Below are 13,932 nucleotides of genomic sequence, written 5' to 3' on the forward strand. Positions count from 1 at the left end.
ATTGACAATTATGAAAATCAAAAATATAATAGTTGGTGGTTTGGCCATTGTTATGGTCAGTTGTAAAGGGTTCTTGGAAGAAAAACCTAGGGACATCATTGCCCCCGAAAATTTCTTTAGTTCGGAAGCAGATGCCCGACAGGCCGTCACAGGGATTTATGCCATCCTTAAAAACAACTCACTTTATGGACAGGTTGGTTTGGACGTATTCTATGATAATGGAGCAGATATAATAGAGCCGAACCGTGCGGCGGACATTTTTGAACCGATCGGTAACTACTCTATGAATGAGGCGTTGGCGGATGTATCTATTCAGAAGATGAGTGTTGCTGATACTTGGAGGGACCTGTATAAAATTGTCCTAAATAGTAATTTGATTATTGAAAAGGTAGATGGTAATGAGGCCATTCCCGATGCCGTAGAAACAGCTATCATTGCCGAAACCATATTTCTTCGTTCCTTGGCATATTGGCACATTACCAACCTGTGGGGAGATGCGCCATATTATACAGAGAGCCTTGATATCAATGAGATTAGAACCTTGGGAAGAACTGATAAGGAGGTGATCATTGAGGCGGTTTTGCGTGATCTTCAATTTGCCCAAGACAATATGCCAAGAAGGGACCAGATTCCTGAGGACCAAAGGGGAAGGGCATCAAAGTGGACGGCTGCTATGGTGATGGCAAAAATACATATGAAACAACAGGACTGGCAAGCTGGACTGGATAAGTGCTTGGAAATTATTGATTTGTCATCACATGAGCTTATGCCTGAATATGCCGATGTGTTTGACCCTGAGCAGGAATATAATGATGAGATCATATGGGCCTTGGATTTTGCAAAGGACATAGTTGGGCAGTTTGAAGTAGGAGTTCCCCAACTACCAGGAAATGGAAACTGGAGGCCTAGTATGTTCAACCCCCGGTTGAGGGATGAGCCTGCAAATACCGACCAGAGGGACGAATTGTCTCAGGGACTGACGTCCGAAGGTCAGACATTTAATGGGACAGGACTTCAGGTAGCCTCTAAAGATTTTGCAGAGAAATTCCCACAGAACGACTTGAGAAGACCCCTAAATATTATGGATCACTATCTTGGTTATGAGTTGGTATTTCCTTACATGAAGAAGATGATGAACCTAGATACCGAATCCTCTCCAAGATTTAACCACTCCGATAATAGGTTGGTCTTTCGCCTGGCAGATGTTTACCTTATGGCTGCCGAATGCGAAAATGAGTTGAATGGCCCTGCAAATGCCTATCAATATATCCATGCAGTAAGGCAACGTGCCTACGAAACCATAGCAGAATGGACACTCAACGGTCTAAGCCAACAAGGGTTCAGAGAAGCGATTTATGATGAAAGGAAATGGGAATTGGCCGGAGAGGCACATAGAAGATATGACCTGATCCGTTGGGGAATACTCTTGGATGTGGTCCAAAACCTGGAATATCGTTTTTGGAAACCAAATGAGAACATTAAACCATGGCACGTGCTGCTGCCGATTCCATTACAGGAGTTGCAAACGAATCCAAACTTACTTGAATCAGATCCAACCAATAACGGGTATAGGTAATGATCAATATAAATGGAATTTTGAAAGTGATTAAGTGAATACTAAGGCTCCTCACACTGTGTAGGGGTATATTTTGGGCAAGTGCTACTCGTCAATGGTTGTTAGACTAGGTCTTCAGCCGTTGACGAGTTTTTTGTTTTTCTGTTTGTTTTTTCTTTAGTAACCTGAGCTCGATTTATTTTTAGCATTAAAAGCGTCATACGAACCCTTTTTAGGAGGGTGTGGGTTGGAAAAGGGTGTGGCAACTCGCCGCGGCGAGCTGCCACGGCTTCCCCCTGCTCAGAGCCCCCTCTAAGCCTCGCAGTGCATGTTCCGACCACTGTACGGAAACGGTTTTATAATCGAACTGAGGTTATGAGGATGAGGAGAACAGGGGGGAGGCAGAAAAATTGGGAGATTGGGAATGGTTCGGATAGAATGCTGATTTACCTCGGTGTGACAGGCGCCGCTGATGATTAAGATTTGTACTGGTTTTATTCTTAAGCTAGAAAGGCCAAGTAGAATAAGAAAAAAACTGAAAGGGCATAATATCCATGGGCAGGGCAAAGCCATAAAAAAAAATGTTCCTATTTGCATTTATACCTGCCGTTCCTACGGAACGTACCCTTTTGTGTGTAATCATTCTTTCAGCCTATCCAGCCATTCGGCAATCTAGTGTCAAGCCAAACCTAAACCTACGTGTAATCTGGTGTGGCTTTTGGCCTATCTCTACGTTGCAAAAAGACTCCCTTAGCTACGGCTAGGGGCATTTTTTGCGCCTTGATCTCGTCCAAAATCCACTACCGCCTTACCCGTCATTTAAGCGTTGACTTGACCCTAGGCTACTGCGGTTTTCAACGTATAAATCGGGGCAAAGTGCCAGCGGCACGATAAATTTAGTAACCTGCGGATTCATCCGCAGGAACTTAAGCTCTCCTCAACCTCCCGAAGGAGTGCCAGCGGCACGGATGATAGCTATGCCTACACGAAAAGGGTTTCCCTTCAAAACACTAAACGCGTTTGCCCTGCTTTCCTAGTGTAGGCAATTTCATTTATAAGATGGCGTCCTTTTTTCGTTAATTGGGTTTGAGAAGTAAATTAGTTTTTGTAAAATACCATTTCTCTTTAGTTTATTCTATAGCTTTTAATAAAATAAACTTTTAGAATATTTAGTTTACAATTAATATTGCCCAACATTCGATTTATTTTGAAATTGAAGGATAACCTAAGGCCAAGGAATTTTCAGCTTGAGACTGAAGCAGATTTTGATATGCTTTTTCAAAGTTATTATCATGATTTGGTCACTTATGCTCATACTTTTCTTCATGATATGGATGAAGCCGAGGACTTAGTGCAGAATTTGTTCATTCATTTTTGGGAAAATGCCAGGAATATCAAATTAAATGGATCTTTAGAAGCTTACTTTTTCAAATCTGTTAAAAATAGGTGTTTGAATAAATTGAAGAGTATGCATGTTTATGACAAGCACAAGGTTTTATATTTGGAGGCAACATTGTCAATGAACAAATCAGAGGATGTTGAAGATGCCACGTTTCTAGAAAAGGAGCTTCTGGAAGCTTTGGAAAAGCTACCAGATCAAGTGCGTGAAATCATTGAACTGAAATATTTGAAAGGGAAGAAAGTGTCGGAAATAGCATGCCAATTGGAGTTATCTGTAAATACAGTAAAAACACAATTACATAGGGGAAAGTCAAAACTAAGGAAAGAGATGGACCCAGGATTGTTCAGTTTGTTTTTTTTGATCTAATCCATATAATTTTAGTGTAGTTCAGAAGGATTTTTTAAAGTACAATGAAATCAATTGGTCAGAGGTGTTGACCTTCACCGGACCTGTTTGTCAGGCCATAGCCGTCAGTTTAAGTTGCTATTGGCACACCAGCTGCCACAAATACATGAATTTAGCTGTTCGGGATTTGGAATCCCGAACCGGAATAATGGGGATTTGTAATCCTCTAGGCCTGTATTAGGAATCGTAGTAGCCTGTCCCTACTAGTGTCAGGATGAGATGAAAGTGCATGAAAAGCAGCTAGACAGGGCCACTCTACCTGACCATATCTACCCCCCTTAACTAAACGACGCTAATTTCAGGTTTACTGTCATTTATTACTTGTTACACTACTTTGGTCTCAAAGTACGAGTAGTACTCTTTTTCTATAGTGTTTTGGTTTTATGGTGTGTTTTGAATTTTTATTTCGTGAATGATACGTTTGTTAGATATATGTGCTGAAAGTTTTTTTTAAAATAATTTTATTTTTTGTCACCTCTTTTTCCATGTTGCCTGTCATTTAAATGACAACGCACTAAAATATGATTGATTATTTACTTATTTGGAAAAAAGCGCATAACTGTATTTCTGATGCTGAGGAAAAACAGCTAGAGGAATGGATCAGCGAAGATCCTAGGCACGAAACATATTATCTAAAGACCTTGAGGTTTTATGAATCCCAGAAGATATTTGTGCCAATAGATCCGAATAAAGCATCATCAAAAATAAAAGAGAGGATAACTTTTCAAAAAGCAAGACCATTACCTTATTGGAGGTATGCAGCAGCCTTAGTGATTTTTCTGGCTTCAGCTGCGGTGATTTGGTGGTCCATTAGCTCTACAGTTCAGTATAAGGACATCCAAGAGGAGGTTTTAATAGAAGTGTCACAACAGACGGGGAGTGTCCGGTTATATACATCTACAGGATCACAGATTGATTTTGAAAACGATAGTGTGTTTTCTATTGCAGACCCAAATGCAAAAATATCGGCAAAAGGCAAAAAACTGGAATATACTGATGCACCAACTTCGTCAGGTATACGTCAGTTGAATACCTTGGTAGTGCCTAGGGGAGAGTCGTTTACCCTGAGTTTAGCGGATGGAACCAAGGTCTGGCTTAACTCCGAATCTATTATTAAATACCCTTCCTCTTTTGGCGAGAAAACGAGGGAAATAGAGTTTACGGGAGAAGGTTATTTTGAAGTAGCCAAAGACGCTAGTCGTCCTTTCGTTCTCCAATCTCAATCTCAAACCATTAAGGTTTTGGGAACAGCTTTTAATCTGACCTCATATAAAGATGAAGATAGCATCACCACCACTTTAGTAGAAGGAAGTGTCGCTCTAGAAACTAGTACTGGAAAAGACATGGTACTTCACCCCAATGATCAGGCTCGTCTGTCAAGGACCAATGGCCGACTGATAAAGAAAGAGGTGGATGTGGAAAATTTCATCGCGTGGAAGGACGGTGTGATGTATTTTGACAACGAAGAACTCCAAGTTATCCTTTCAAGAATGGCGAGATGGTATGATATCAAGGCGGTTTTTGAGAATGAATCATTGAAAACGCAACGGTTTACTGGTGAGATAGTACGTTACGAAGAAATTAGTCAGTTTTTGGCAATGCTTGAAGCTTCAGGAATTGTGGAATTTAAAATAAAAGACAATGTAGTGATCGTAAAATGAAAAAGGAGTGCTCCCAACACTCCTTTAAATCTGTTTAAATAAATGTTTAACCTTTTACAATTAAAATTTATGTTCAACAAGATTACAATAATACCCAAAAAATTCTGTAAAAAATACTTACCACCCCTCATTCTGGCGATAATGGTAATGTCAGGTGGTCTAAATAAAGTAGCAGCAGAGACCTATGCACAGTCTGTTACATTAGATCTTGAGATAGAAAATGAATCATTTGAATCTATCTTAAAAGAAATAAAGCGGCAAGGTAAATTCAAGGTATTATATCCAAGTGAATTATTTCTTGGTCTACCCAAGATGAGTATTTCTGTAAAAGAGGCCAGTGTCTCTTCAGTTCTGGATAGGCTAATTGTTCCTTATGGATACAACTATGAAGTAAGGGACAGTACAATAATATTTAAAAAGAAACCATCGGCTGGTCTGAATGATGGAGAAGGTAGCTCTATGACCGTAAGCGGAAAAGTGACGGATGAAGAAGGAGAGAGCTTGCCCGGCGCCAATGTTTTGGTAAAGGGGACATCTAAAGGTACTGTTACAGATGTAAATGGAGAATACAGCTTAACAGTGGATAGTGAAGCAGTATTGGAATTCAGTTTTTTAGGGTTTATCAGTTCCCAAACTGCCGTAAAAGGCCGGTCAAAGATCGATATGGTCCTGCAAGCAGATATAGCAGGCCTTGACGAAGTAGTAGTTATCGGATATGGTAGCGTTAAAAAGAGCGACCTTACTGGGGCCGTCAGTACCGTTTCTACAGAAGATTTTGATAAAATAGCGGGAACCTCACCACTAAATGCCATGCAGGGAAGGGCTGCTGGGGTTTCGATTTCCAGTAATTCTGGTCTTCCAGGGTCTGGGTTTAACGTGACCGTTAGAGGGATCAATTCGATCAATACTGGCAATGGAAGCGGGTCATCTCCTATCTATGTTGTAGATGGGGTAATTACCAGTTCCATCGAAAATATCAACCAAAATAATATAGCGTCTATTTCAGTACTGAAGGATGCCTCTGCTTCTGCTATTTATGGGGCAAGGGCCGCTAACGGGGTTGTGCTGGTAACCACCAAGAGGGGAAAGGTGAATGTGGAGCCACAAATTACCTTTAATGCTTACTGGGGTGTCAGCAACGAGGGAAATCTCAAACATGAACTTTTGAATGCAGATCAGTTTTTGGAACTGTGGACAGAGTCTTATGAGAACTCCAACATCCCTTTGGATTGGGAAGAAAGTGATTTGGCCTATTATGAAGGAGTAGATACCAACTGGAAGGACCTGATGCTTCAGCAAGGAGGGATACAGTCCTACGATGTTTCAGTGGCGGGCGGTTCAGATCGCTCCAATTACTTTGTGTCTGCTAATATGGTGGATCAGGATGGGATGGTTATTGGTACAGGCCAAAAGAAATATACATTTAGAATCAATACTGACCACAAAATCCGTGACTGGTTAAAGTTTGGAAATTCATTAAACATTAGTTCCAATAAAGTATATGGTGACCAAGCTTACTACCGGAAAGCCCTTACCAAAGTGCCACTTACCAGAAATAAGGAAGAAGATGGAGATTGGGGAGTCATTCATAATCCCGGCCTTGAACATTTCTTTGTCAATCCTATCTGGGAAGCACAAAACAGCAGCCAGGAAGCCATTTGGAATGGGCTTCAGGGAAATTTATATGTTTCAATTTCTCCTGTGAAAAACCTGGAGTTTACCGTGAGGGGAAGCCTTAATTATTCTGGAAAGAAACAATCGGATTTTACCCCGGGGGTGCCCCCAGAGTATGGTTGGGGAGGTACCAATGTCAATACCGTTTATAAGGAATCTTTCGAAAACGTATATTGGAGCAACGACTATTTGTTGAAGTATAAAATGAATGTCAATGATCATGCAATTAATTTTTTGCTGGGCTATTCAAGAGAACAAAATTCCTCAGAAACCCTCTCAGGGCAGCGAACCGGTACCATTAATAACGATATTAGGTTCTTGGATGCAGGAGACCCAACTAGCCAAGTCAACAGTAATTATTTCAGGGACTGGGCATTGGTATCCATGTTTGGCAGGGTCAACTATTCCTTTCAGGATAAATACCTGTTTACCGGTACTATACGGCGTGATGGAACTTCTAGGCTTACAGAAGAAAATAGATGGGGGGTCTTTCCATCAGGGTCTATTGCCTGGAAAATATCTGAAGAGGTTTTTTTAGAAAACAGTTCAGTGTTGGAAGAATTAAAGTTGAGGGCCAGTTATGGTTCTTTGGGAAATGTGAATTCCATTGGAATTTATGGAACCAGTGCTGCTTTGGTCGCGGTAAGAGCCGTATCTAATAACCTCCCTGCTTTGGGGTATACCTTGACTTCTGCAGTCAATAAGGATGTGACATGGGAGTCCGCCAACAAGGCCAATGTGGGCTTGGATGCTTCATTGCTAAATGGGCGGTTGTACGGAAGTGTAGATTATTTTGTAGAGAATACATATGATATGCTTTTTGGAGAACCTATTCCACGCTCTTCCGGATTGTCCGGTTTTCCGGTGATCAATGGAGGTAATGTAAGGAACAAAGGCTTTGAAGTGGTGCTGGGAGCAAGAGGAGGTAATTCGGATTGGTTTTATGATGTGAGTTTTAACATCACCAGGGTCAAAAATGAGGTGACTGATTTGGCAGGAAGGGATGAAATCACGTTGGGAGGTAGCAGGATCAGCTATATGCATAAGGTAGGAGCACCGGCACACTCATTTTTTGGGTATAAATCCGATGGGCTTATCCGAGACGAAAGCGAATTGGATAAATACGCTGGAGGAAACTTCCCTACCAAGCAAGTAGGTGATATCGCATTGATGGATATCAATGGGGTCGATGAGGAGGGAAACCTTACCGGTGAGCCAGATGGAGTGGTCAATGAATACGACAGGACGATTATAGGTAACAGGTATCCCGAATTCTTTTATGGAGGGATGCTCTCTGGTGGATACAAAAACCTCAGTTTAATGATCCAGTTGCAAGGTTCCCACGGTTCTGATGAATTCTTTGGGCCCGGTCAATCAACAGACCTGTTTCAGCTTATGACCAGTTTTGCTCAAAATGAAGATGTGAGGCTCTATGACCGATTTCATCCTACCAAAAACCCTGATGGCACCTTTCCACTTTTAAACAAAAATGGGTCTGGAGGAAACGAGCAGTTCTCGGATTTTTGGTTGGAAAGTGCTTCTTATTTGAGAGTTCAAAACATTACCCTTAGTTATGATCTCCCGAAGAGCCTTCTTTCAAGGGCACAGGTGGACAAATTAGGGGTCTACTTTAGTGTGCAGAATGCTTATACTTTTACCAAGAACCATAATCCTGAAGTGGGGAACTCTACTGCGACGGGGGCAGGGCTGAATGCCTATGTTACCGGAGTTCCTATTCCGAGAACACTTACATTAGGCGTTAAAGCGGCATTTTAAACCCAAAATAGTTAAACCATGAATTCTATAAAGAACATAAAAAATATAGTACGTCTCCTTTCCTTGGTGACATTTATTTCCAGCTGTAGCGAAGAGGATTTTCTGGACAGGTATCCTTTGGATAGACCGAATTCTGAAAATTTCTTCGTGGGGGCCGAATCTGCCAGGGCAGCGGTCAACGCCTGTTATGACCCTTGGCACAGGGGCAATGCCAATATGCTTTACAGGGATTTGACCATCCATTTGGATGCGTTGACAGATGACAGCTATTGGCGGCCTGTAAGGGCTGCATCGGTGGCATTGGAACAATGGAATATAAACCCAACCCACGAAAATGTGAGCAGTTGGTGGAGATATCCATATGAATGTATCAATGCCGCCAACTATGCGTTGGCCAATATCCCAAACTCTACTGATGAAAGCTTTACAGCAGAGCAGCAGGCTCCTTATTTGGGGGAGGCAGCTTTTTATCGGGCTTATTCCTACCAGTTTTTGACATTGCTTTATGGTGATATTCCCCTGTATTTGGAGTTGGCGGACAGCTATGAAGATTTCCATTTGCCCAGAACATCTAAGGAAAAAGTCTTGGAGCAGGTGATAGCCGATTTCACCTTTGCAACCGAAAACCTGAAAGAGACACCTATCTATCCTGGAGCCCCATCCAAGCCAGTTGCAGCAGCGATGTTGGCCAAGGCCTATTTGATTGTGGAGGATTGGGCCAATGCCGAAACAGCTGCTAGAGAGGCTATTGAGATTGCAGAAGGAGCGGGGAAACACCTTATGGATGATTTTGAAGCAATTTGGGCCTTGGAAAACGAAGGGGATAGTAATCCGGAGCTTTTGTGGTATTGGGGATTTGTGGAAAATGATCAATACCATGGAGGAAACCATGCCGTACAGCGATTGTGCAGGGACTTGCCTTCCACTCTCAAAACGGCAATTGACGGGGATGGATGGGGGTATGCCCTCCCACAAAGGGATTTGTACGATGCCTTCGAAGAGGGAGACCCCAGAAGAAAATATACCATTTTTGCGCCAGGGGATGATTATAAAGTATACCCAGGAGAAGATTTTGCATACACACATCAGCGATTGGATGAAAACGGAGACACGTTAAGGTGGGATGTGGTTTATTCGGCAGGTGATATGGTGGAGTATGATTATCGTTGGTCTCCATCGGGCATGAATGTCCGAAAGATGACCAGAACAGTGATCAATCTTGCCAATGTACGCTGGTCCGGCCAGGATGTCCCAGTAATGAGGATGTCAGAGCTGTACTTGATATTGGCAGAAGCGCTGGCTGAGCAAGGTAATACAGAGGCTTATACTTGGGTAAACAAGGTAAGGGCCCGGCCATCAGTGGACATGGCGCCGATAAACAGTGGTGATTTAGTAGAAGTGGTCCGTCATGAAAGAAGGGTAGAACTTGCTTTTGAAGGTTTGCGCCTTTTTGACCTGATCAGATGGGGGGAAATTGAAAATGTTTTTGGGGATGGAATGAAGGTTAAACGGCATTTTTATTCGGACTTTATGCCTAATAATTCCCTTCTTAAATATGATCAGCCTATTGGCAGATTGAATTTGGACCCTCTTTTCCCTCTTCCTCAAGAAGAGATCGATAATAATCTCAATATCAATTCAAATAATCCAGGTTGGTAAATGCTCATGGTTAGACAGTTGATGGGGGCAGGAGCTTGGCTGCTGTCCCTTTATCAACTGGAAGATCAAAACGCCATATTATGGGGTGAATGGAAAAGCTATGGCCTTACCAGAAAACGATTGGACTTGATAATAAATTAACCTAACCCAAAATTCCATGTATGTATCTAGACAAGTATATTCTTTTATTTATTTGATGTTGTGTGTGGTCTTGGGCCATACCCAGGTAGTTATGGCCAGTGTAATTCAGGTGAATCCTGGAGATGATGTGGCAACTATTATTCAAAATGCCAACGGGGGAGACGATCTGGTATTCAGTCCCGGTACCTATGACAAGGTGCTTATCGAAAACCGACAATTTACAGAGAATGCTCCTTTGGTCATTAAGTCGGACGGTACCGGTGAGGTGGTTTTCGAGACGGTGACCAATACCGGAACGGCTTTCAAAATAGCTAATAGTAGTTATGTGGTCGTTCAGGGAGTCTTTATCAAGGGAGGATTAAACAGTGTAGTGATTGAAGCAAGCGACCATATTGTGGTGATGGATTGTGATATTAGTCAACCCGGACAGGCAGGGATTCATGTGCACCTAAGCTCCACTTATGTTGATATTAAAAACAACCATATATACGAAACCGGAAAAAGAAACCCACAATGGGGAGAAGGGATTTATGTGGGTACAGGGAGTTATTACAGTGCGACTTTTCCGGATAATTGTGAACATATCTGGATAGAAGGGAATGAGCTTCACGAATGCGGTTATGGAGAAGCCATCAATGTAAAAGGGGAAAGCTTTCATGTAACCGTGAGGGACAATGTGGTATATGATATTGCTCCAGGTACGGCCACACAGTATAATCAAGCGGCAATTACATTGGAGGCGGCGTCGATTTCCATAGATGAGAACTATCGTTTATCAGAGTGGAGGGATACTTGGGTAGAAGACAATGTGATTTATAATGTTTCGGGCGGTTATGAAGAACGTAGCTCGGATAATGGGATCATGTTCGGTGGGTCGGGATGCTACATCATTGGCAATACGGTCCATAATTGCGATGAAGTGGGGATTTTGGGAAATGCTTGGAAAAGCCTCGGATTCGATACCTATGTGTTCGATAATGTGACTTTTGACAATGGAACAAATTCGAGATATAGCAGTGGGTTGAACATTCTCAACCAAGACCCAGGGCCCAATCCCAATTTACCACAAACTTGGTATACTCCTGACACGGTAAACGTGGACACGGTCATATTGGATCTTTCTTCGGTGTTGATGGAAGTCGGTGAAAATCAGCAGCTTGTAGACCAAGTAATGCCGCTGATGGCCAGTGACCGTTCAGTTACATGGAGTTCTTCCAATACCAATGTGGTGACTGTAGACGAAAATGGACTGCTCCGGGCAATGGGGCTGGGACAGGCCCTTATTTCGGTCGTAACATCAGATGGAAATAAAACGGCCACCTGTTCTGTAATCGTCAATGACGGAGCCCAGGCCTTGGGAAATACGGATATCTATCCATTGATCAGCACGGCAAGTAACAGAAGTGCTGTTCCAGTGGAGGTAACACAGCCAGGTACCATCAATGAAATTTCTATTTATCATGAAGGTGGAAGTGGGAATATGGTTTTGGGGGTGTATGAAGGTGAAACGGCTCCTGCGGATTTATTGGAAAAAACAACTATTACAGCTGTCAATGCAGCTGCAGGCTGGCAGCAGGTTTTACTGGATAGCACGATAGAGGTGGTCTTAGGGCAAAAGATATGGCTGGCTTGGAGTTTTGAAAACAATCCCGGAATCCGGTATCAATCGGGAAGCCCAGGGGTAAACAAATCCTCAGAGGGCTGGGAGAATGGTTTGCCCACATTATTTGGAGCAGCTACCGAAGAAGGTAAGGTCTTTTCCATTTTTGCCTCTTTGGATCCTGAAAATATAGCTCCTAGTATAGAACTGACAAATCCATCAGCGGGAAATATAGAAATTAACCCAGGTTTGGCCCTAGTAGAATTATTGGCTTCTGCCAATGATCCGGATGGGGAGGTGGCACAAGTAGACTTTTTCGTGGATGGAAATTTAGTGGGGAGTGCTAATAGTTCGCCTTTTACCGTGGATTGGGCAAATGTTACCGCAGGTAATTATGCACTTAGCGCAACAGCGCAAGATAATGAAGGAGCACTTGCTTACTCAGATACCACCCTCGTTACCATCACCGAGAAAGATTTGGTACCGGGCACAGTAGGTATTACGGACGTGCTGGGAACCAATACGACCAATAATAAGAGAAGGGCCCAGCCTTTTGTGATGCCTGAGGATGGAAGGATAGAAAGTATGTCCATGTACCATAATGCAGGCAGTGACGGGATGATTTTGGCCATATATAATGGCACCACAGCTCCAGATAGTTTGTTGGCCACTACTCCGGTGACCCCAGTGGACAATGTGGAAGGTTGGCAGACTATTGGTCTTTTGGACAGTTTGGAAGTCAGTGCTGGAGAAACGGTGTGGTTGGCTTGGCTGTATGAAAGCAATCCTGGCATTCGATATGAAAAGGGAAGTCCAGGGAGATTTGATTCCAATATAGCTTGGATAGGAGGAATGCCTACTTTATTTGGGGGAGGAACTCAGGGTACGGCCATGTATTCCCTTTATGCTTCTTATGTACTTACTTCATCTCCTAATGTCAGTTTAAGTAGTCCGGTTGATGAGAGTACTTATGCCGCTCCGGCAGATATTGAACTCACCGCCCAAGTGCTGAATATGGATAAATTGTCACAGGTGACCTTTTACCATGATAGTATCCCTATACAGACTGTTTATGATGCTCCATATACCTTTACTTGGAATGATGTTGCCGCAGGGGTGTATAATGTGTATGCTTCTGCTTTGGACAGCTCTTCCAACGAAATATTTTCTACCCCCATCAGTTTTACGGTAGAATCACCCGATTCCCTGCTCCAGACAGTAGGCATTACAAATAGATTGTCAAGTGCCACCAATAATGCCAATAGGAGAGCAGTCCCTTATACCATGCCGGAGGACGGCAAAATAGAAAGCGTGACGATGTACCACCGTGCGGGAAGTGGTCACATGCTGTTGGCCGTCTATGAAGGAGATAGCGTGCCCACTAACAGGATTGCCATGACCCCACTTACCTCGGTAAACAATGAGGATGGATGGCAGGAGGTATACTTGGAATCCTCTGTGCATGTGGCGGCAGGAGAAACGGTATGGTTGGCATGGGTTTATGAGCAGCCTACGAATATTTATTTTGAAACAGGGACCCCAGGGAGATTTGATTCGGGACAAAAGTGGGAAAATGGTATGCCGGCAGTCTTTGGCAGTGGTAATTCAGGAAATGCCATCTATTCCATTTATGCATCATATATAGCAGATGGAGAAGTAGAGGAAAATGAAGGTATTAATGAAAAAAATAAACCAAAGAATAAGAAGGATAAAAATAAAAAGCCGAAAAAACCAAAGGTGAAAGTCTATCCAAATCCATTTGATCAAGAGGTTACCATTGGCTATGAGATATGGGAGCCTGCCAATGTCGTGTTGGTAATTCATGATCTCAATGGCAACGAAATAGCCAGGATGGACCAAGGTATGGTGGAGGATGGCCACCATAAAATTGAATGGAACTTAACTGGAATCACCATCAATCCAAAAAAGATGTTTGTCTACCACCTTATGATAAATACGGAAAGTGATGATCATTTAATGATCGGCAAGCTGAAAGTTAAATAAACACTTGAGCCAGAAGTGGTCAAATGTACGTTCGACCACTTCTGGCCTACTAATT

General features: G+C 42.7%; 7 protein-coding genes. All 7 read left to right on the forward strand.

Annotated features, from left to right (window positions below):
• Nucleotides 1–10 precede the first annotated feature (10 nt).
• The 7 genes from DN752_RS23450 (at nucleotide 11) to DN752_RS23480 (ending at nucleotide 13,877) form a co-directional block, all read left to right on the forward strand.
• A complete protein-coding gene (locus tag DN752_RS23450) occupies nucleotides 11–1,576 on the forward strand; it encodes a RagB/SusD family nutrient uptake outer membrane protein (protein WP_112786229.1) in 1,566 nt (521 codons plus the stop codon).
• A gap of 1,186 nt (nucleotides 1,577–2,762) precedes the next feature.
• A complete protein-coding gene (locus DN752_RS23460; protein WP_162633342.1) occupies nucleotides 2,763–3,323 on the forward strand; it encodes an RNA polymerase sigma-70 factor in 561 nt (186 codons plus the stop codon).
• A 560-nt stretch (nucleotides 3,324–3,883) separates the two neighbouring features.
• A complete protein-coding gene (locus DN752_RS23465) occupies nucleotides 3,884–5,023 on the forward strand; it encodes a FecR family protein (RefSeq protein ID WP_112786232.1) in 1,140 nt (379 codons plus the stop codon).
• Between the two features lie 147 nt (nucleotides 5,024–5,170).
• Nucleotides 5,171–8,473 (forward strand): TonB-dependent receptor, encoded by a 3,303-nt coding sequence (locus DN752_RS23470; protein ID WP_245949384.1) that lies wholly within the window; start codon nucleotides 5,171–5,173, stop codon nucleotides 8,471–8,473.
• An 18-nt stretch (nucleotides 8,474–8,491) separates the two neighbouring features.
• On the forward strand, nucleotides 8,492–10,132 hold the full coding sequence (locus DN752_RS23475; RefSeq protein WP_112786234.1) for a RagB/SusD family nutrient uptake outer membrane protein: 1,641 nt from the start codon (nucleotides 8,492–8,494) through the stop codon (nucleotides 10,130–10,132).
• The gene (locus DN752_RS24645; protein ID WP_162633343.1) at nucleotides 10,133–10,273 is read left to right on the forward strand and encodes a hypothetical protein; all 141 of its coding nucleotides are present in this window, start codon (nucleotides 10,133–10,135) and stop codon (nucleotides 10,271–10,273) included. It abuts the gene before it with no gap.
• Between the two features lie 16 nt (nucleotides 10,274–10,289).
• Nucleotides 10,290–13,877 (forward strand): Ig-like domain-containing protein, encoded by a 3,588-nt coding sequence (locus tag DN752_RS23480; protein WP_112786235.1) that lies wholly within the window; start codon nucleotides 10,290–10,292, stop codon nucleotides 13,875–13,877.
• Nucleotides 13,878–13,932 lie beyond the last annotated feature (55 nt).

The sequence above is a fragment of the Echinicola strongylocentroti genome (assembly GCF_003260975.1).
Lineage (GTDB): Bacteria > Bacteroidota > Bacteroidia > Cytophagales > Cyclobacteriaceae > Echinicola > Echinicola strongylocentroti.